The organism is Mesorhizobium sp. B2-4-19 (assembly GCF_006441315.1).
Classification (GTDB): Bacteria; Pseudomonadota; Alphaproteobacteria; order Rhizobiales; family Rhizobiaceae; genus Mesorhizobium.
Genome location: NZ_VFUV01000002.1, coordinates 557,180 through 577,937 on the forward strand (window position 1 = coordinate 557,180; position 20,758 = coordinate 577,937).

Here is a 20,758-nt window from a genome sequence, read left to right on the forward strand (position 1 = left end):
CTACCATATATTGAGGCCGGGCGATTGACTTTTCGCCCGGCTTTATTTTTGCGCGCGATCAGCCTTCACGCCGATTCGGCGAGGGTTTATTGTCGGGTGATTCGCGACGCTTCCGGCCCGAGAGGGATCAAGAGAGGCGCGTATCAGGGCGGTCTTGCATTCAGGCGGCGGAGAGGACCAAGACATGCCGGGGCAAAACCCGCACGGAGCGGGATCGGCCGTTTCCGGCGGCCATGACGATTCGGGGACCATAGGCTCGACCATTCAGGGCGGGCACCTTTCATGGCGTGCCCGCGCCGGGCTGTTCCTGACCAGTTCCGCGCTGGCCGGCCCCCTGGCCAGCGCCGTGGCCCATGCCGAGAACGCCGCCGTGGCCACCGGCGGCCTGTCGATCAACACGGTCGAAGTCATGCAGCTTGCCGTGTTCGTCGGCGTGACGGGCGCCGCATTCCTGTCGGCCATCGTTCTCATCCGCGAACGGGCCCGCACCTCGGCGGAGAATGTCGAACTGAGAAGCCGTGTCGCCGACATCAATGCGGCGCTGCGCCGTTCGGAAGCACTGCTCAATCTGCGCGACCAGCGCGTGGCGGTCTGGTCCTCGGAGAACAAGAAACCCGAACTCATCGGCACCTTGCCGGTCGAAAGCGGCGCGCCGGAGGAGCGGGCGGCTTTCCTCGCCTTTGGCCGCTGGCTGATGCCGCGCTCGGCGGCGGCGCTCGAGCACGCCATCGCGGGCTTGCGCGAAAAGGCGAGGCCCTTCGACCTCGTCATCGAATCGCAGGCCGGCGCCCCGCTCGAAGTGCATGGCCGCAAGAGCGCCGCGCACATACTGGTGCGGTTTGTGTCGCTTTCCGAGACCCAGCGCAACCAGGCCCGGCTGAAGATCGACAACCAGCGACTGGCCGCCGACCACGACACGATGATCGGCCTGCTCGAAGCGCTGAAGATGCCGGCATGGCTGCGCGACGAGCATGGACGCCTGAAATGGGTCAACCGGGCCTATGCCGACGCGGTTGAAGCCGAAAGCGCGGAAGCCGCCGTGCGTGACGCCAAGGAATTCCTCGGGGGCCAGGCACGCGAGGCGATCGACGCCCAGCACAAGACGCATCCGGTCTTCGAGCAGTCCCTCTCCACCGTGATCGAAGGCGACCGCCGCGTCTTCGCGGTGACCGACTTCGCCGGCGCCGACGGTTCGGCCGGCCTTGCCGCCGACACCAGCGCCATAGAGACCATTCGCGGCGAATATGAGCGGACGGTGCGCAGCCACGCCGACACGCTCGACCAGCTCAACACCGCCGTCGCCATCTTCGACACCGACGAGAAGCTGCGGTTCTTCAACCAGGCGTTCCAGAAACTGTGGGGCCTGGACAGCGGCTTCCTGCACAGCGCGCCCGACAATGCGCTTTTGCTCGACCGGCTACGCAGCGAAGGCAAGATCGCCGAGCAACCCGAATGGCGCCGCTGGAAGGAAGGCCTGCTCGGCGCCTATCGCGCGGTCGAATCGCAGGAACATTGGTGGCATCTGCCCGACGGCAAAACCATCCGCGTCGTCGCCAACCCGCAGCCCAAGGGCGGGGTCACCTGGGTGTTCGAGAACCTGACCGAGAAGATGGACCTGGAAAGCCGCTATCGCACCGCGGTGCGTGTCCAGGGCGAAACGCTCGACAATCTCGCCGAAGGCGTGGCGGTGTTCGGCCCCGATGGGCGGCTGCGCCTGTCGAACCCGGCCTTTGCGACGCTCTGGGGATTGAGCGGCGAAGCCGCCAAGCCCAATGTGCACGTCTCCACCATACGCGATCTTTGCGACCGCCAGGCGGTCGACAGCCCGTGGCCGGGTTTCGTCGCCGCCATCACCGGTTTCGACGACGAACGCCGCGACCGGCACGGCCAGAGCGAGCTCAACAACGGCACCGTGCTGCGCTACGCCGTGATCCCGCTGCCCAACGGGCAAGTGATGATGACCTTCGTCGACGTCACCGACAGCGTGCATGTCGAACGTGCGCTGAAGGACAAGAACGAGGCGCTGGAGAAGTCGGACCAGCTCAAGAACGACTTCGTCCAGCACGTGTCCTACGAACTGCGTTCGCCGCTGACCAACATCATCGGCTTCACCGAACTGCTTTCACTGCCGACGACCGGACCGCTGAATCAAAAGCAGCGCGAATATGTCGAGCATGTCAGCTCGTCCTCGTCTGTGCTGCTGACCATCGTCAACGACATACTCGACCTTGCGACCGTCGATGCCGGCATCATGCAGCTCGACATTTCCGAGGTGCATGTCGACCGCACCATCGCGGCGGCCGCGGAACTCGTCGCCGACCGGCTGCAGGAGCATTCGATCCGGCTCGAGGTCGATGCCGCTGCCGCGCCGAAGACGTTCCACGGCGACGAGACCCGCATCCGCCAGATCCTCTACAATCTGCTCAGCAACGCCGCCAACTACGCGCCGGAAGCCAGCACCATCCGGCTTGCCTGCCGCCATCTGGCGGGCGGGGTGGAATTTTCCGTTCACGACGATGGACCCGGCATGCCGCCGGACGTGCTGGACTCGGTGTTCCGCCGCTTCGAACCGCGTACCAATGGCGGCCGCCGGCGGGGCGCCGGCCTCGGCCTGTCGATCGTCAAGAGCTTTGTCGAACTGCATGGCGGCAATGTTCGCATCGAAACCGGCAAGGACAAGGGCACCACCGTCATCTGCACCTTCCCCGACATGCCGGGCATCCGCGCCGCGGCCGAGTAGCGCGCTCGATGACGGGACCTGTGCTGGAGCGTTTGCTCGCGGATGAGACACAGACAGCGCGGCTGGGGGAGGATCTGGCGCTGTCCCTGCGCGCCGGCGACGTGCTGGCGCTCAAGGGCGATCTCGGCGCCGGCAAATCGACGTTGGCGCGGGCACTGATCAGGGCGCTGGCCGATGATGCCAGCCTGGACGTGCCGAGCCCGACCTTCACCCTGGTGCAGAGCTACGACACGCGCCTTCCGGTGCACCATTTCGACCTCTACCGCCTGGCCTCGGCAGCCGAGCTCGACGAACTCGGCTTCGACGAAGCGCTGACGCAAGGGGCTGCCCTGGTCGAATGGCCCGAGCGGGCGGAGGGCTATCTGCCGAAGACGACGCTCTCGATCGAACTCGTCCAGCATGGCGAGGGTCGGCTGGCGCGGCTGTCGGGGCAAGGCTCTGCCTTCGACCGCGCGGCGCGATCGCTGGCCATGCGCGGTTTTCTCGAAAATGCCGGCTGGGGCGAAGCGCGGCGGCGCCATTTCATCGGCGACGCCTCCGCCCGTTCCTACGAGATCGTGACGCTCGCCGGCCAGGAGCCGCGCGTGCTGATGAACTCGCCGCGGCTGGTGCTCGGCCCGCCCGTTCGCGACGGCAAACCCTATGCCGTGATTGCCCACACCGCCCAGTCGGTCTCCGCCTTCGTCGCCATCGACCGCGCCTTGAAGGCTGGTGGCGTCAGCGTCCCGCAAATCCATGCCGAGGACCAGGACCAGGGCTTTTTGCTGCTCGAACATCTCGGTTCCGAGGGGTTTCTCGGCAAGGACGGCGAGCCGGTGGCCGAGCGCTATGCGGCGGCAGCCGAACTGTTGGCCATGATGCATGGCAGGACCTGGCCGCAGCGCCTGCAAGCCGGACCCGGCAGCTTCCACGAGGTGCCGCCCTTCGACCGCGACGCGATGATGATCGAAGCCGATCTACTGGTCGACTGGTATGTGCCGGCGATATCGGGCGGCCCGCCAAGCGACGATCTGCGCTCGGGCTACGCCGGGGAATGGAACGCGCTTTTCGACCGGCTGCAAGGCAGCGAATACACGCTGATGCTGCGCGACTTCCATTCGCCCAACATCATCTGGCGCGACGACCGCGCCGGCCATGACCGGTTGGGCATCGTCGACTTCCAGGATGCGCTGATCGGGCCTGCAGCCTATGACGTCGCCTCGCTGGCCATGGATGCCCGTGTCACCATCTCGCCAGAGATCGAGAAGAAAATGCTCGATGCCTATGTCGCGGCGCGCCATGCGGCGGGCGCCTTCGACGAAGCAAGCTTCCTGGAAGCCTATGCAATCATGGCCGCGCAGCGCAATTCCAAGATCCTCGGCATTTTCGTGCGTCTCGAAAAGCGCGACGGCAAACCTTATTATTTGAAGCACCTGCCGCGCATCCGCGACTATCTGCGCCGGGCGCTGTCCCATCCGGCGCTTGCCAGCCTGCGGGATTTCTACAATGCGCACGGGCTGCTCAAGGAACGAACACTGTGACAAGACCGAACACTGCCATCGTGCTTGCCGCCGGGCTTGGCAAGCGCATGCGGCCGATCACCGATACGATCCCCAAGCCGCTGGTCAGGATCGCCGGCAAGACCTTGCTCGACTGGGGGCTCGACAGCCTCGCAGCCGCCGGCGTCGCCAAGGCGGTGGTCAACGTCCACTATCTTCCCGAGCAGATCGTCGCCCATGTCGCGGCGCGCAGCGCTCCGCGGATCATCATTTCCGATGAGAGCGACCGGCTGCTCGATTCGGCGGGCGGCATCGTCAAGGCGCTGCCGGAACTCGGCCAACAACCCTTCTATATCCTCAATGCCGACACGTTCTGGATCGACCACGGTCCGCTCAATCTCGGCCGGCTTGCCCTTGCGTGGGACGCCGCGAAAATGGATATTCTGCTGATGCTGGCGGATCTCCATCAAGCGACAGGTCACTGTGGCAGCACCGATTTCCTGGTGGCGCCGGACGGTGCCTTGCGGCGCTCGAAAGGCGATCCGGCCGGGCTGATTTATGCCGGCGCGGCGATCGTCCACCCGCGCCTGTTCAAGGATGTCCCGGCCGAACCGCATTCGCTCAATGCCTATTTCGACAAAGCCATCGCCGCCGGCCGGCTGTTCGGCATGCCGATGCACGGCCACTGGATTACCGTCGGCACGCCCGATGCCATCCCGCAGGCGGAAGCAGCCGTCGCCGGCGCGCTAGCCGAGATGCAATGAGCGGCTCAAGCCGCGTTTTCTCTATTCCCCCCGGAGCGCCGTTCCTGCCGACGCTGGCCGAGGCGCTGCTTGCCGGCCGCCTGGTCCCGGGATTTCGTTTCGACGGCCATCCGCTCGCGCTGGCCGATGTCACCATCTATGTGCCGACGCGCCGCGCCGCGCGCGCCTTGCGCGGTGTCTTCGTCGACAGTTTGAAGGCACGCGGCGGCGGCGGTTCGGCGATCCTGCCGGTGGTCCGCCCGCTCGGCGAATTCGACGAGGACGAAGCCCTGTTCGACGCCGAGCCGGCAGCGGCGATCGATCTCGCGCCGCCGATCTCGGCTACCGAACGCCTGTTGCTGCTGACGCCGCTGGTGCGTGCCTGGAAACGCCGGTTGCCGGAGCATGTGGCCAAGCTTTTCGCCGAGGAAATCGTCATCCCGGCCTCCACCGCCGACGCAATCTGGCTGGCGCGCGATCTCGCAGGGCTGATGGACGAGATCGAGACGGAAGGCACCGACTGGACCAAGCTCGCCGATCTGGTGACTGGCAACCTTGCCGGCTGGTGGCAGGTGACGCTCGAATTCCTTGGCATCGTCACCGATGCCTGGCCGAAATTCCTCAGGGAAAGCGACCGCTCCAATCCGGCCGCGCATCGCGGCGCGCTGATCCGCTCCGAGGCGGCGCGGCTGCGGCGCAATCCGCCGGCCGGACCTGTCATCGCCGCCGGGTCCACCGGCTCCATCCCGGCGACGGCGGAGCTGCTTGCGGCGATCGCCCGCCTGCCCGGCGGCGCCATCGTGCTGCCCGGGCTCGACCGGACGCTGGACGAAGCGTCCTTCCAGGCGCTTGTCGCCCCCGGCACGCGGCCGGCCGTGCTTGGGCACCCGCAATATGGCCTGGCAAGGCTGATCGGCAAGATCGGCGTGCTGCGCGCCGATGTCGAAGAACTCGGCACGGCCGAACCGCGGCTGGCGCTTCGCGCCGCGCTTGTCGGCGAGGCGCTGCGGCCGGCCGAAACCACGGAATTGTGGGCCGAAACACGCAGCGGGTATTCGGCGTCCGATATTGCCGGCGCCTTTGCCGACGTGACGCTGCTGGAAGCCGCCAGCGAGCGCGACGAAGCCGTCGCCATCGCCGTCGCGCTTAAGCAGGCCGTCGAACAGCCCGGCCAAAGGGCCGCGCTCGTCACCGGCGACCGCGCGCTGGCGCGGCGCGTCGCGGTGGAGCTCAGGCGCTTCGGCGTGGTCGCCGACGATTCCGGCGGCACGCCGCTCGCCAACAGCCCGGCGGCCAGCCTGCTCCGGCTGGCGCTCGAAGCAGTGTTCCGGCAGGGCGATCCGGTCGGCCTTTTGTCGCTGCTCAAGCATCCGCTGCTCGGCCTCGGCCTCGAACGCGCCGATGTGCGCCACGCGGCGGAACTGGTCGAACTGGTGGCGCTGCGCGGCGGCACCGGCCGCCCCGACATCGTTTCGCTGCCGGACTTGTTCGAGGCCCGACTGACGAGCCTCGGCGATGACAGCCGGCCGCCCTTCTGGCTTTCCCGTCTCACCGTGCGCTCCATCGAGGATGCTCGAAGCCTCCTCGTACGACTGACGGAAGCGCTGGCACCGCTTTCGGCGTTTCGCGACCAGGCGGACGCCGATCTTGCCGCGCTGGTTAAAGCCAGCGTGGTGGCCCTGGAAAGCCTCGGGCGCGCCGCCGATGGCGGCCTGGGCGACCTCTATGCCGGCGATGCCGGTGAAAAGCTCGCGGAACTGCTGCGCGGGTTGGTCGCCGCTTCGGCCTCGCTGTCGTTCGCCGCCAGCGAGTGGCCCGATGTGATGGACGCGCTGATCGCGCCCGAGACGGTCAAGCCGGCGCAAGGCACCGACAGGAACATCGCCATCTGGGGGGCGCTGGAAGCGCGCTTGCAGGATGTCGACACGCTGGTCATTGGCGGGCTCAACGAAGGCGTGTGGCCGCGCAAGCCGGAGAGCGACCGCTTCATGTCGCGACTGATGAAGACCGGCATCGATCTCGAACCGCCGGAGCGGCGCATCGGCCTTGCCGCGCATGATTTCCAGATGGCGATGGGCGCGAGACACGTCGTTCTGGCCCGCTCGGCGCGTTCCGGCGACGCCCCCGCCGTGCCGTCGCGCTGGCTGCAGCGGCTGCTTACCTTCATCGGCAACGACCAGGCGGCAACCCTGCGCCGACGTGGCGACGAACTGCTCGCCTGGGCACGCGCGCTCGACACCGGCCCAAAGCAGGATTTCGCGCCGCGGCCGCAACCGAAGCCGCCATTGGCGGTGCGCCCAACGCATTTCTCGGTCACCGAGATCGAGACGTTGCGCCGGGATCCCTATGCCGTCTATGCCAGACGTATCCTCGGCCTGATGCCGCTCGATGCGCTCATCCGTGATCCCGGTGCGGCCGAGCGCGGCACGCTGTTCCACGCCATCCTGCATTTGTTCTCGTCGCGGGTTGCCGATCCGCGCGCAGCCGACGCGCTGGCCGATCTCATTGCCGCCGGCCGCGCCTGCTTTGCCGACGCCGCCCTTCCGGCCGATGTCGAGGCGGTGTGGTGGCCGCGCTTCGAAAAGCTCGCCGCCAACATCGTCGAATGGGAGCGCACGCGTGCCGATGCGGTGGTCCGGCGCCATGCCGAGGAGCGTGCCGGCAAGACCCTCGTCGGCCAGTCCGGCGTGACGCTGTCCGGCTATGCCGACCGCGTCGATCTGCTGGCCGGCGGCATGGCCGATATCCTGGACTACAAGACGGGTTCCTCGCCCTCCAAGGCGCAGGCGCACACGCTGCTGGCGCCGCAGCTGGCGCTGGAAGGCGCGCTGCTGCGGCGTGGCGCGTTCAAGGATCTGGGCGCGCGCGAGCCGTCGCAGCTGGCCTTCATCAGGCTGAAGCCGAATGGCGAGGTGTTCGAGGAGTCCATCCTCGAGCACAACCGCCAGCCACGGACCGCCGCAGATCTTGCCGAAGAGGCTTGGGCGCGGCTGGAAAAGCTGCTGATCCACTATGCCGACCCGCAGACCGGCTATCTGTCGCGCGCGCTGCCGTTTCGCGAGGGCGAGACAGATGGCGATTACGACCATCTCGCCCGTGTGCTCGAATGGTCGGCCGGCGGCGATGCCGGCGACGAGGGAGGGGAGGCATGAAGAAGGCCTATCCCATCCCGAGCGATACCGCCAACAGCCAGGCCCGCGCCGCCGATCCGCAGAATTCGGCCTGGGTGTCGGCGAATGCCGGCTCCGGCAAGACCCATGTGCTGGCGCAGCGCGTCATCCGGCTGTTGCTCAACGGCACCGACCCGTCGAAGATCCTGTGCCTAACCTATACGCGCGCCGCCGCCGCCAACATGTCGAACCGGGTCTTTTCCACACTGTCGGACTGGACGGTGCTCGGCGATGCCGAACTGGCCGCGAAGATCGAGGCGCTTGAGGGGCGGCGGCCCGACCGCGACACCATGCGCCGGGCGCGGCGCCTGTTCGCCGAGGCGCTGGAGACGCCGGGCGGACTGAAGATCCAGACCATCCACGCCTTCTGTGAATCGGTGCTCCACCAGTTCCCGCTCGAAGCCAATATTCCGGCCCATTTCGAGATGCTCGACGGCCAGATGGAGGCATCGCTTTTCGCCGCCGCGCGCCGTGAGATGATCTCCGGCACGGCTGCCGGCAATCCGGATCTGGCCGACGCCTTCGCCACCGTGCTGGAACGCGGCGGCGAGGCCGGTCTCGACGTCTTGCTCGGCGAGATCGTGCGCAAGCGCGACGGGTTGCGCCAGTTCCTCGACGCGGTCGGGCGTGACGGCTTCCAGCCTTTGTTCGATGAATTCCATTTCCGCCCTGGCCAGACCGCCGAAGGGATTGCAGCGTCGGCCTGGCCGCTGCCCGGCTTCCTGCCCGACTATTTCGCCGGCTTCGCCCAGGCCGCCGAATCCACCGATGCCAGATCGGTGCTGAACAACATCCTGCCCTATGCGCGCCAGGCTTTCGCCGAGAGCGATCCCATTCGCCGCCTGCAATTGCTGGCCAGAACCTTCCTCAAGACCGATGGCGATCCCTACGACCCGGCAAAGGCCTTCAAGAAAGCCCTGACCGACCGGCTGCCGGACCTGGCCGAGCGCTATCTCTCGGCGGCAAGCGCCATCATCGAAACCGTAGACCGGCTGGCGCTGTTCCGCATGCTGGAAGGCACACGCGCGGCACTGACCATCGCCGACTGGCTGATCGCCCGCTACGACGTGCTGAAGCGCAGCCGCGGCTTCCTTGACTTCAACGACTTGATCACCCGCACGGTCAACCTCCTGGCGCGGCCCGACGCCGGCCCCTGGGTGCAATACAAGCTCGACCAGGGCATCGACCACATCCTGCTCGACGAGGCACAGGACACCAGCCCGGATCAATGGGAGGTGGTGAAGCGGCTGGCGGAGGAATTTTTCGCCGGCTTCGGCGCGCGCGACAGGGTCCACCGCACGGTCTTTGCCGTCGGCGACGAGAAGCAGTCGATTTATTCCTTCCAGGGAGCCGCGCCGGATTCCTTCGCCGACAGCCGGTTGTTGTTCTCCGGCCGGGTGCGCGATGCCGAGGCGACCTTCGCCGACCTCAAGCTGACCTGGTCGTTCCGCTCGACCGACGACGTCCTGGCCGCCGTCGACCGCGTCTTTGCCGATCCTGTCGTGCGGCGCGGCATCAGCCATGATCCCGATCCGTTGAGCCACAAGGCCATCCGCACCGATGCGCCGGGCTATGTCGAGGTCTGGCCATCGATCGGCGCCGATGTCGTCGACGAGCCCGACGACTGGACGCAGGCCATCGACCACGCCCACGCGCCGGCGGTGCGCGTTGCCGAGACTGTCGCGGCGACGATTGCCGGCTGGATCGGCAGAAGCGAGATCATCGAAGGCCGTGGCACGCGGCTGCGCCCGGGCGACGTGCTGGTGCTGGTGCGCAAGCGCGACAGTTTTGTTCACGCGCTGACCCGCGCCTTGAAACGCCGCGACATTCCGGTCGCCGGTGCCGACCGGCTGAGCCTGCCCGGCCACATCGCGGTCAAGGACCTGATCGCGCTCGGTCATCTCCTGCTTCAGCCGCAGGACGATCTGTCGCTCGCCGCCGTGTTGCGCAGCCCGATCTTCGACCTGCCGGAGGAGACGCTGTTCACGCTTGCCGCGCAGAGGCCGCCGGGCTTGTCTGTGGCCGCGTCGCTGCGACAGCACGCCGAAGAAAACGAGCGCCTAGCGGAGATTGTCGCGCAACTCGACGTCTGGGCTAACGAGGCCGCCTTCAAGCCGGTGTTCGAGTTCTATGCCGGCCTGCTGGCGCGCGACGGCGTGCGCCGAAAAATGATCGCGCGGCTCGGGCCCGAAGCCGGCGATATTCTCGATGAATTCCTGAGCTTCTGCCTTGCCGAGGAACGGACCGGCCTGCCCGGGCTGGAAGCCTTCCTGTCGACGCTGGAAAATGCCGGACCAGAGATCAAGCGCGAGATGGACCAGACGCGCGACGAGGTCCGCGTCATGACCGTGCACGCCGCCAAGGGCCTGGAGGCGCCGGTGGTGTTCCTGGTCGATGGCGGCTCCGCCCCGTTCAGCGACCAGCATCTGCCGCGGCTGATGCCGTTCGAGGGCTCGGGCACCTTCTGGGACGGCAAGGGCTATCTCTGGCGCTCGGCAAGCGATGTCGCCAACGGCTTCTCGAAGGCGGCAGCCGCCCGCGCCCGCGAACTCGCCGACGACGAATACCGCCGGCTGCTCTATGTCGGCATGACCCGCGCCGAGGACCGGCTGATCGTCTGCGGCTATCACGGCAAGCGGGCGCCGAACACCGGCACCTGGCATTCGATCGTCAGCCGCGCGCTCACCGGCGCGCCGGAAAGCGAACAGCGCGCGCATCCGGCCGGCGGCGAGCCGGTGCACCGTTTCCACGTCACCAAACTGCCGCCCGTCGCGGCGAGCGTCGATGAACAGGCGCGGCAGGCCGATGCTTTCGGTCCGCTGCCGGGGACGCTGTTCCGGCCCTTGCCGCCCTTCGAGGACCTGCCGCGGCCGCTGTCGCCATCCGGCGCCTCGGCGCTGATCGATGAAGGCAAGGAAGCGGTCGTCGACAAGGCTTCGCCGGTGCTGGACGCCGACACCGAACCCGGCTTTGCCGTGCTGCGCGGGCTCGCTTTGCACAAGCTGCTGCAGATGCTGCCCGGCATTGCCGAGGGTGAACGCCAGGGCGCCGCCGAGCGTTATCTCGCGCGAACGGGTGCCGCATGGCCGCCGTCGGAGCGGGAAAAGGCCCTGGCATCGGTCATCGCCATCCTCGACGACCCGCGCCTCGGCCAATTGTTCGCGCCCTCCTCGCGCGCCGAGGTGGCGATCATGGGCAGCCTGGAGGTGAGGGGCAAAACGCGCTCGATTTCCGGCAAGATCGACCGGCTGGCGGTGACAGCGGACACGGTTTCGATCGTCGACTACAAGACCAACCGGCCTGCGCCCGCCTCTGTTGCCGAGGTTCCCCCGGCCTATCTTTTGCAGTTGGCGCTCTATCGCGCGCTGCTGCAGCCGCTTTATCCCGGGCGCGAGGTGAAAGCCGCCCTTTTGTTTACAGAAACGCCAAGGCTGATCGAACTGCCGGCCCGGGCCATGGATGACGCCCTTGCCCGACTCACGGGAGCGTGACACAAGACCTGCTTGAAGAAGGGCTAGATAACCACCACATTTGGTGCGACAAAGAACTCTCGAAAGGATTTTCCGCATGGGTGCAACCGTCAAGGTCGACAAGAACAATTTTCAGGCTGACGTGCTCAACGCCAAGGAGCCGGTCGTGGTGGATTTCTGGGCTGAATGGTGCGGCCCTTGCAAGATGATCGCGCCGGCGCTCGAGGACATCGCTCTCGAACTCGGCAGCAAGGTCAAGATCGCCAAGCTCAACATCGACGAGAATCCCGAGCTGGCCGCGCAGTTCGGCGTGCGCTCGATCCCGACGCTGATGATCTTCAAGGGCGGCGAAGTGGCCGACATGAAGGTTGGCGCCGCGCCGAAGACCGCGCTGTCGCACTGGATCAATGGCAGCCTCTGATCCGACCGAAATTCCCGATATCGAGAGCCCGGCCATCGCGCCGGGCTTTTTGTTGGCGTCATCGGCTAGTCCGCTCTGGCCCTCACATCATGGTCCACCATGTCTTCTGCTGGCAGCAGAAACAGGGAGAGCGACATGACCGGATCCGCCAAGGCCACCGTCTTCATCGACAATGAGCGCGTCATCGTCACCGAGTACCGCTTCCAGCCCGGCGACAACACCGGCTGGCATCGCCATGGCCACGACTATGTCGTGGTGCCGCTGATGGACGGCAAGCTGAAGTTGGTGACCAAGGACGGCGAGACCTTCGCCGAGATGAAGAAAGGCGCGCCCTATTTCCGCAAGGAGGGTGTGGAACACGACGTCATCAGCGCCAATGACGGCGAATATGCCTTTATCGAGATCGAGCTGAAGTGAACGGGCTCACCGCGCGTGAGATGGCATGCCATCAAGTGCCATCTTGATGGCAGAGGCGTGTCGGCTTATATTCCTCTTTCCAAAGGGGAGTTTGAAATGGCCGAACCACAGCTCTCAGTCCGCAGCGCGAAAGCACGTGACCTGGCTCATAGGCTTGCTCGTCGCGAGAACCGCTCGATAGCCGACGTGGTCGAACGCGCGCTTGAATCCTACGAGATTCGTGAAGCTGGCCGCGAACCCGCCTCCACCTTCTATGCCAGCCTGACCGCAAGCAGTGGCGTCGATATCGATCTGGAGAAAGTTATTCGCGGCGGTCGCGAGATTCATTCAGGAATTGAGCTTTGATTTTCGTCGATACCAATGTGATTTCGGAGTCTCTGAAGAAGACGCCGGATCCAGCCGTGCTGGCGTGGCTTGTCCGCAATGACGCCGAACTGGCCCTTCCCACTGTGACGATTGCTGAAATCGCCTTCGGTATTCAAAAGATACGACCTGACGAGCGTGCGGATCGGCTGGAACAGGGGCTTTCGCGATGGCGGCATCGATTTGCCGACCGGATTTTTGGACTGACGGAAGAGGCTGCCCTGGCTTACGGCGAGATCATGGGGGCCGCGACGCGCCAAGGTCGCGGCATGTCGGCTCCCGATGGCATGATCGCGGCGATAGCGCGCGTCAATGGAGGCCGGCTGGCAACGCGCAATCTCAGCGACTTCGCTCCGGCCAAGGTTGAGCTGATCTCGCCTTGGGATTTCTAGAGCATGTCTAGTCACCAGTCGGCGATGCGGTCGCCGCCAATGAACTGCGCGCTTTTGTCGGTGTACTCGAAGAGCTCGATCTTCACGCCGTTGGGATCGCGGATCCAGGCCTGAAAGGTGTCGTCGCAGGCGTGCTTCTTCGCGGTCACGTCGATGCCTTTCGACTTGATATGGGCGATCGCGGCGTCGATGTCTTCGACTTCCAGGCAGAAATGGTTGATCTGGTTGAGTTCGCTGAAGGTGGCGGCATCCTTCTGGAACACCTCGACGTGGCTGCGGCCGCCGCAATCGAGGTAGAAGCCGAAAATCTCGCCATCGCGCAGGAAATTGAACCGCGTGTCCAGCCCGAGCACGTCGCGGTAGAAGCTGCGCGTCGCTTCCAAGTCATGGGCGAAAATGCAGACATGGGCGAGCTGCTTTACCTTGATCATCACAGGCTCCCTGCGCCGGTCATCAAGCGCTCACGTCGGCGGCGTGCCATTCTCGGCCAGCACCGCGCCGGCCAGATAAAGCGACCCGCCGATCAGGATGCGCGGCGGCGGGCCATCCCAAGTGTCGCGCAGCAGCATCAGCGCGTTGGCGACGGAACTCACCGGCTCGGCCGTCAGCCCGGCTTCCGTGGCGCGGATCGCCAGTTCGTCGTTCGGCACGCCGGCATCGCTCAGGCTCACCGGCACAGTGTAGACATGCCGGACGAGACCCTTGAAGGCGCGGAAATAGCCACTCTGGTCCTTGGTGTTGATCATGCCCGAAATGATGAAGAGCGGGCGCGGGTTCTTTTCCTCCTGCTCGGCCAGCGCCTCCGCGACGACCACGCCGGCGCCCGGATTGTGGCCGCCGTCGAGCCAGATGTCGGCACCCTTCGGCGCTAGATCCGTCAGCCGGCCCTGCATCAGTTTCTGCATGCGACCGGGCCAGGCGACGTGGGTCATCGCCTTTTCTGCGGCGCGGTGGCTGATCTCGAAGCCGGCCGCCTTGACCGCGGCGATCGCGGCGGCGGCATTGGCGAACTGGTGGCGCCCGGGCAGACGCGGCGGCGGCAAATCCATCAGGCCATCCTCGTCCTGATAGACCATGCGGCCATTTTCCTCGAAGGCGAGGAAGTCCTGGCCATAGACGAAGGTCGGGCACTCCAGCCGCTCGGCGGTCTCGATCAGCACCTGCAGCGCCGTCTCGCTTTCCTGCGCGCCGATCACCACCGGGCAGCCGCGCTTCATGATGCCGGCCTTTTCGGCGGCGATCAGTTCGACACGGTCGCCAAGATAGGCTTCGTGGTCCATCGACACCGGCATGATCACCGAGACGGCGGGCCTGGCGACGACATTGGTGGCGTCGAAGCGGCCACCAAGGCCGACTTCGATGATGGCGGCTTCGGCCGGATGTTCGGAAAACAGGATGAAGGTGACAGCGGTGAGGATCTCGAAGACGGTGATTTTCTGACCGTCATTGGCCTTGGCGACGCGGGCAATGGCTTCGGCGAAGACATCGTCATCGACCAGCCCGCCGCCGCCTTCGGCGGCCAGCCGGTAGCGTTCGGCCCAGTTCACCAGATGCGGCGACGTGTGGACATGGACAAGGTGGCCAGCGGCTTCGAGCAGTGCACGCGAAAAGGCGGCGCAGGAACCCTTGCCGTTGGTGCCGGCGATGTGGATGACCGGCGGCAGCAGATCCTGCGGATTGCCAAGCCGCTCCAGGAGCCGCGTGATGCGGTCGAGCGAAAGGTCGAAACCTTTCGGATGAAGCGCCATCAGGGCTTCGATTTCGCGGTCGGCGGCAAGCGTTGTCATGGCAGAATCCCGGCGCATGGCCCGAGCACCAGAATCAATCCCGGAATGGCCATGGCAATCAAAAGGCTACAGCGTGCCATGGACATGGCGCAATCGCCGTTCGCGGCGGCCAACGCCGCGTTATGCATGTCGTTCTCCCAAAACCGAGGTCATTTTTGGGCGACATGCACAGTGTCGCGTCAGGCTTGCGGCCTGGTTTCGGCGGCAACGACCGCGGGCGGCAGGATTTCCGGCTCCAGCGGCTTTTCCTCGCCCGGCATCTTGAGCAGCATCTTCAACAGCCGCGCGATCGTTGGGCGCATCTCCAGCCGCGAGACCACCATGTCGACCATGCCGTGCTCCATCAGATATTCGGAACGCTGGAAGCCGTCCGGCAGTTTCTCGCGGATGGTCTGTTCAATGACGCGCGGCCCGGCAAAACCGATCAGCGCGCCGGGTTCGGCAATGTGCACGTCGCCCAGCATGGCGTAGGAGGCGGTGACGCCGCCGGTGGTCGGGTTGGTCAGCACGACGATATAGGGAAGGCCGGCTTCCTTCAGACGGTCGACGCCGACCGTGGTACGCGGCAACTGCATCAGGGACAAAATACCTTCCTGCATGCGGGCGCCGCCGGAAGCGGCGAACAGGATCAGCGGCCGCTTGCGCTGCAGGGCAACCTCGAAAGCGTGCACGATGGCATCGCCCGCCGCCATGCCGAGCGAGCCGCCCATGAAGGCGAAATCCTGCACCGTCACCACCACCGGCAAGCCTTCGATGGTGCCTAGCGCGTTGACGATGGCGTCTTCCAGGCCGGTCTTGGCCTTGGCGTCCTTCAGCCGGTCCGTATAGCGCTTCTCGTCGCGAAACTTCAGCGGATCCAGCACGACCTTGGGGTTTTCGAGCTGCTCGTACTTGCCGTCGTCGAGGAAGTATTTCAGCCGCTCCTTGGCCGAAATCTTCATGTGATGGCCGGAAGACGGGATGACGAACTGATTGGATTCCAGATCCTTGTGGAACACCATTTCGCCGGTCTCGGGATCCTTGATCCAGAGATTCTCGGGCATGTCGGTGCGCCGGCCGAGCATCGAATTGATCTTCGGGCGAACGTAATTGGTGATCCAGTTCATCGCTTCGGCTCCTGTCCTGACGAAGACGTAGGAAAACTATTCGGCGGCAGCAAGGCGGGCCGAACGCACGCCTTGCGCCAGGCCGCTGACCAGCGTGGCGACGGCCTCGGCCGGGTCAGCGGTCTTTTCGCCCTTCGGCCCCAGCACATTGGCGACCGCATTGACGATGGCCGTGCCGACGACGACGCCATCGGCATTGGCGCCGATGACACGCGCCTGCTCGGCGGTCTTGACGCCGAAGCCGACGCAGACCGGCAGATCGGTATGGCTCTTGATCCGGTTGACGGCGGCGGCCACCTTGCCGGTGTCGGCCAGCGCCGAGCCGGTGATGCCGGTCATCGAGACATAGTAGACGAAGCCCGACGTGTTCTGCAGCACCTTGGGCAGGCGCTTGTCGTCGGTGGTCGGCGTCGCCAGGCGGATGAAGTTGATGCCGGCCTTCAGCGCCGGAATGCAGAGTTCCTCGTCCATTTCCGGCGGCAGGTCGACGACGATCAGCCCGTCGATGCCGCTGGCCAACGCGTCTTTCAGGAAGCGGTCGACGCCGTAGATATAGATCGGGTTGTAGTAGCCCATCAGCACGATCGGCGTTTCATTGTCGCCGGCGCGGAACTCGGACGCCATCTTCAGCGTCTTGACCAGCGTCTGGCCGCCTTTCAGCGCCCGCAGGCCAGCCGCCTGGATCGCCGGACCGTCGGCCATCGGATCGGAAAACGGCATGCCGAGTTCGATGATGTCGGCGCCGGCGCCGGGAAGCGCCTTCATGATCGACAGCGAGGTGTCGTAGTCGGGGTCGCCGCCCATGAAATAGGTGACAAGCGCCGGGCGGCCTTCGGTCTTCAGCTTTGCCATGCGGCGATCGATGCGGGTCGTCATGATCAGATCTCCATGCCCAGCATCGAGGCCACCGTGTGCACGTCCTTGTCGCCACGGCCGGACAGGTTGACGATGACGATCTGGTCCTTGTCCATGGCGGGCACGATCTTGACCGCATGCGCGATGGCGTGCGCGGATTCCAGTGCCGGGATGATGCCTTCGACGCGGGTCGTCAGCTTGAACGCTTCCAGCGCCTCGTCGTCGAGGATCGGCACATATTCGACGCGACCGGAGTCGCGCAGCCAGGAATGCTCCGGACCGACGCCGGGATAGTCGAGGCCGGCCGAGATCGAATGGCCGTCCATGATCTGGCCGTCGGCGTTCTGCAGGAGATAGGTGCGGTTGCCGTGCAGCACGCCTGGCGAACCGGCATTCATCGAGGCGCAATGCTCGATGCCGTCGAGACCCCGTCCGCCCGCTTCGATGCCGATGATGCGCACATCCTTGTCGTCGAGGAAGGGATGGAACAGGCCGATGGCATTCGAGCCGCCGCCGACAGCGGCGATGATGGTGTCGGGCAGCCGGCCTTCCTGTTCGAGGATTTGCGCGCGTGCCTCGGTGCCGATCACCGACTGGAAGTCGCGCACCAGCTCTGGATAGGGGTGCGGGCCGGCGGCGGTGCCGATCAGATAATAGGTGTCCTCGACATTGGTGACCCAATCGCGAAGGGCTTCGTTCATGGCGTCCTTCAGCGTGCCGTGGCCGGCGGTGACCGGCCGCACTTCGGCGCCGAGCAGCTTCATGCGGAACACATTCGGGCTCTGCCGGGCAACGTCGGTGGCGCCCATGTAGACGACGCAGGGATAGCCGAAGCGCGCGGCGACGGTGGCGGATGCCACGCCATGCTGGCCGGCGCCGGTCTCGGCGATGATGCGCTTCTTGCCCATGCGCTTGGCCAGCAGGATCTGGCCGAGGCAGTTGTTGATCTTGTGCGAGCCGGTGTGGTTCAGGTCCTCGCGCTTGAAATAGACTTTTGCACCACCGAGATGCTTCGTAAGGCCCTCGGCGAAATACAGCTTCGACGGCCGTCCGGCATAATGGGTCGAAAGATCGGTCAGCTCAGCCCTGAAATCCGGATCGTTCTTGACCTCGTTCCAGTGCCGCTCGAGGTCGAGGATCAGCGGCATCAGCGTTTCGGCGACGAAACGACCGCCGAAAATGCCGAACATGCCCTGTTCGTCGGGTCCGGTGCGGAAGGAATTGGGTGTCGCCGGCTTGTCCATCGCCGATCTCCTAAATCTTATGTTTTGAGCATGTCCTTACCGGAAAACCGGATTCCACTTTTCCGGGACATGCTCTGATTGGAATCACGCTCAGGCGGCGCGGTCGTCGCGTGCTGCCCGGACGGCCCGGAAAAATTGTTCGATCAATGCCGGATCCTTGACGCCCGGCGCGCTTTCCACACCAGACGAAATGTCTATTCCGGGCGGGTTCGCAAGCCGAAGGGCATCGCCGATATTGGCGGCGTTGAGCCCACCGGAAAGCATGTAATCGACGCCGGCGTCAAGGCCGGCAAGGATGTGCCAGTCGAAGGCGACGCCGTTGCCGCCCGGCAGTTCGGAACCTTTCGGCGGCTTGGCATCGAACAGGAAGCGGTCGGCGACGCCGATGAACGGCTTGATCCGGTCGAGATCGGCTGCCTCGCTGAGCGGTAACGCCTTCATCAACGGCAAGCCATAACGGGCTTTCAGCTCAGCCAGCCGTTCGGGGGTTTCCGAGCCGTGCAGCTGCAACATGTCGGGCTGCATGGCCGTGACGATCGCGTCCAGGAAGGCGTCGCTGCCGTCGACCGTGACAGCAACCGCCAAGGCCTTGCCGCGCGCCGCTTCGCGCAGCCGCCCGGCTTCCGCCGGCTCGACATAACGTGGGCTCTTCGCGAAGAAGATAAAGCCGACATGGCTGGCACCGCCGGCGAGCGCCGCGGCCATTGCCTGGTCGGTCTTCAAGCCGCAGATTTTGATGTCGAGCGCCATGGCGCGGGAATTGGCATGAAATCGAGACAGAGTCGAGAAAAAGCATACCGTTTGCCGGCAAGCCCAAAGGCGCTACCTATTGATGGACGGGATTAATTGGCAGCATGCAGGGCGGGAGAACGATCATGGCCGACAGAACGGTTACGGAACTGAAGCAGAAGATCGCGCAGGCGCGCGAAGTTATCGCCCATCTGATGGACAAGGCCGCCTTCAACGGCGCCGAGGCGCATCGGGCGCTCGATTATTTCGGCAGCGATGAATTCGACGGCAACTTCCTGCCGTGGCCGCATCATGGTGACGAAGGTCTGCGGCCCGATGAACTCAACGCCGCGAATGACGATTGAATGGTTTCGGTGCCAACTATTTAAAATGATAAGTCCTCTGGCTGGTCGGAGTGTTCGAATTCTTCAAAATAATCACTCTCACCCCAATCAGGGTCAAGAATTGCAAGAGTTGTGCTGCTCATAACCGCTCGCCTGCTTCGATCATAATCCCATTGTGACCGCCGCCTGCAGCACGGAAGGCATCATTGATTTCCCACTTGAGATCCTGGACAAATAACCTTGACTTAACCCCAATCACATAGTTGGCAGTGCAATTAGAGTCGCACCAAATTCGAGAGAGGCGGCGAGCCATTAGTTCGGGCATAAGATCGATTGCCCGCTTCATAGTTTCGAATTCACTCAACACTGACCAGCGGCTTGAAATCTCGACGCCCTTGTAGATGAAGCTCGACACCGGAGCCTTAGGGCCTGCCTCTGCGTAGTCGATTTCAAACTGACGCCGGAACAGTGCCGCGCCTTCTGGCGATATTACAAAACCATCGTCGTTGTCGGCCATTTCCATTCTCCGGACGAAGAATCACTGTCCTTTGTTCATGATATGTTCAAAAGAGCGCTGCGCAATTCGACATAACTCACTCAAACACAATCGCCTGCAGCGCGCCGCCATTGCGCTTCAGCCAATCCTTGCAGCGGTCGGTGTCGGGGCAGAGTTTTTCGCACAATTTCCAGAATTTCGGGCCGTGGTTCATCTCCTTGAGATGCGCAACCTCGTGCGCGACGAGGTAGTTTATAACAGGCTGCGGCGCCATCATGATGCGCCAGGAGAAGGAGAGATTGCCCTCCGACGTGCAGGAGCCCCAGCGGCTGGACGTGTCCTTGTAGCGGATCGCCTTGGCGCGCTTGCCGAGTGCCTCGGTGTGTTTGATCACCAGCTTCTCGATCTCCTTCTTGGCCTCGCGCTTCAGGAAGTCGGCGATGCGGCGCGGCAGGTGCACACGGTCACCATGAGCGATCAGCAGCGGGCCGCGCTCGTCACGCGATACCGTCACGGTGCCGCGCTTCGACGGTTCATGGACGATGCGGTGCGGCACGCCCCGGATCGGGATCTTGATGCCCGGCCGCACTTGCGGGCGCGTCGGCACCTTGGCCAGGCGCTGCTCCAGCCAGTCCTGATGGCGGTCGAGGAACCTGTCCACCTCGCCGCGGCGCAGGCCCGGCGGCACGGTGATGCGCAGGCCCTGGCCGCCGGAATCGATGCGCAGCGTCAGGCGCCGTGCCCGGGCGCTCTCGACGATCTTGAGCGGCAGCGTGCGACCGGCGACGCAATATTCGCGCTCCACGACTGGCGTGGCCTTGGGCTTCGTCAGATTGCGGAAGAATCCGATGGTCATGGCGGGACGATACGCGATTCGAGAAAAACGACTAGAACAAAAAAGAAACGGCGCCGCTCGCGCGACGCCGTCAGACTGCTGACAAACCCCTGGCTTTTGCTGGGGGTTTTTGATTCACTGGGTCATGTTGAAGCGACCCGCCCCTGA

18 protein-coding genes are annotated in these 20,758 nt (G+C 64.9%); 10 read left to right on the forward strand and 8 right to left on the reverse strand.

The window, feature by feature from the left end:
* Positions 1–184: 184 nt before the first annotated feature.
* The 9 genes from FJ546_RS05885 to FJ546_RS05925 all read left to right on the forward strand — a co-directional run bounded on the left by FJ546_RS05885 (position 185) and on the right by FJ546_RS05925 (position 13,194).
* Positions 185–2,740 carry a PAS domain-containing sensor histidine kinase gene (locus FJ546_RS05885; RefSeq protein WP_140888480.1) on the forward strand — a complete coding sequence of 852 codons (2,556 nt, stop codon included), beginning with the start codon at positions 185–187 and terminating at the stop codon, positions 2,738–2,740.
* 8 nt (positions 2,741–2,748) lie between these two features.
* Positions 2,749–4,260 carry a tRNA (adenosine(37)-N6)-threonylcarbamoyltransferase complex ATPase subunit type 1 TsaE gene (gene tsaE / locus FJ546_RS05890; protein WP_140888481.1) on the forward strand — a complete coding sequence of 504 codons (1,512 nt, stop codon included), beginning with the start codon at positions 2,749–2,751 and terminating at the stop codon, positions 4,258–4,260.
* A complete protein-coding gene (locus tag FJ546_RS05895; RefSeq protein WP_281405642.1) occupies positions 4,257–4,982 on the forward strand; it encodes a nucleotidyltransferase family protein in 726 nt (241 codons plus the stop codon). Before tsaE ends, FJ546_RS05895 begins: the two co-directional genes overlap by 4 nt.
* A complete protein-coding gene (gene addB / locus FJ546_RS05900) occupies positions 4,979–8,113 on the forward strand; it encodes a double-strand break repair protein AddB (protein WP_140888482.1) in 3,135 nt (1,044 codons plus the stop codon). The genes FJ546_RS05895 and addB overlap by 4 nt, the downstream gene beginning before the upstream one ends.
* On the forward strand, positions 8,110–11,622 hold the full coding sequence (gene addA / locus FJ546_RS05905) for a double-strand break repair helicase AddA (protein ID WP_140888483.1): 3,513 nt from the start codon (positions 8,110–8,112) through the stop codon (positions 11,620–11,622). The genes addB and addA overlap by 4 nt, the downstream gene beginning before the upstream one ends.
* Positions 11,623–11,689: 67 nt before the next feature.
* A complete protein-coding gene (trxA, locus tag FJ546_RS05910; RefSeq protein WP_281405643.1) occupies positions 11,690–12,022 on the forward strand; it encodes a thioredoxin in 333 nt (110 codons plus the stop codon).
* Positions 12,023–12,157: 135 nt separating this feature from the next.
* Positions 12,158–12,439: a cupin domain-containing protein gene (locus tag FJ546_RS05915; RefSeq protein WP_019862676.1), complete on the forward strand. Its 282-nt coding sequence runs from the start codon at positions 12,158–12,160 to the stop codon at positions 12,437–12,439.
* A 96-nt stretch (positions 12,440–12,535) separates the two neighbouring features.
* A complete protein-coding gene (locus FJ546_RS05920; RefSeq protein ID WP_140888485.1) occupies positions 12,536–12,784 on the forward strand; it encodes a type II toxin-antitoxin system VapB family antitoxin in 249 nt (82 codons plus the stop codon).
* Positions 12,781–13,194, forward strand: coding sequence for a type II toxin-antitoxin system VapC family toxin (locus tag FJ546_RS05925; RefSeq protein ID WP_140888486.1), 414 nt, complete (start codon positions 12,781–12,783; stop codon positions 13,192–13,194). The genes FJ546_RS05920 and FJ546_RS05925 overlap by 4 nt, the downstream gene beginning before the upstream one ends.
* Before the next feature lie 11 nt (positions 13,195–13,205).
* On the opposite strand, the gene FJ546_RS05930 is transcribed toward FJ546_RS05925, so the two are convergent.
* From FJ546_RS05930 to FJ546_RS05955, 6 genes are all read right to left on the reverse strand, one after another.
* Positions 13,206–13,625, reverse strand: coding sequence for a VOC family protein (locus FJ546_RS05930; protein WP_140888487.1), 420 nt, complete (start codon positions 13,623–13,625; stop codon positions 13,206–13,208).
* 30 nt (positions 13,626–13,655) lie between these two features.
* The gene (locus FJ546_RS05935; protein WP_140888488.1) at positions 13,656–14,981 is read right to left on the reverse strand and encodes a folylpolyglutamate synthase/dihydrofolate synthase family protein; all 1,326 of its coding nucleotides are present in this window, start codon (positions 14,979–14,981) and stop codon (positions 13,656–13,658) included.
* 179 nt (positions 14,982–15,160) lie between these two features.
* Entirely contained in the window at positions 15,161–16,087 is a 927-nt protein-coding gene (accD, locus tag FJ546_RS05940) for an acetyl-CoA carboxylase, carboxyltransferase subunit beta (protein WP_140888489.1), read from the reverse strand.
* Positions 16,088–16,123: 36 nt separating this feature from the next.
* Positions 16,124–16,963 carry a tryptophan synthase subunit alpha gene (gene trpA, locus FJ546_RS05945; RefSeq protein WP_140888490.1) on the reverse strand — a complete coding sequence of 280 codons (840 nt, stop codon included), beginning with the start codon at positions 16,961–16,963 and terminating at the stop codon, positions 16,124–16,126.
* Positions 16,964–16,965: 2 nt separating this feature from the next.
* Positions 16,966–18,186 carry a tryptophan synthase subunit beta gene (trpB, locus tag FJ546_RS05950; protein WP_140888491.1) on the reverse strand — a complete coding sequence of 407 codons (1,221 nt, stop codon included), beginning with the start codon at positions 18,184–18,186 and terminating at the stop codon, positions 16,966–16,968.
* Positions 18,187–18,276: 90 nt separating this feature from the next.
* A complete protein-coding gene (locus FJ546_RS05955; protein ID WP_140888492.1) occupies positions 18,277–18,936 on the reverse strand; it encodes a phosphoribosylanthranilate isomerase in 660 nt (219 codons plus the stop codon).
* A 125-nt stretch (positions 18,937–19,061) separates the two neighbouring features.
* Here FJ546_RS05955 and FJ546_RS05960 point away from each other — a divergent pair, with 125 nt between their 5' ends.
* Entirely contained in the window at positions 19,062–19,280 is a 219-nt protein-coding gene (locus FJ546_RS05960; RefSeq protein ID WP_140888493.1) for a hypothetical protein, read from the forward strand.
* A gap of 118 nt (positions 19,281–19,398) precedes the next feature.
* Here the strand turns inward: FJ546_RS05960 and FJ546_RS05965 are convergent, their stop codons facing one another.
* A complete protein-coding gene (locus FJ546_RS05965; protein ID WP_140888494.1) occupies positions 19,399–19,776 on the reverse strand; it encodes a hypothetical protein in 378 nt (125 codons plus the stop codon).
* A gap of 76 nt (positions 19,777–19,852) precedes the next feature.
* A complete protein-coding gene (locus tag FJ546_RS05970; protein WP_140888495.1) occupies positions 19,853–20,611 on the reverse strand; it encodes a M48 family metallopeptidase in 759 nt (252 codons plus the stop codon).
* Between the last annotated feature and the right edge of the window lie 147 nt (positions 20,612–20,758).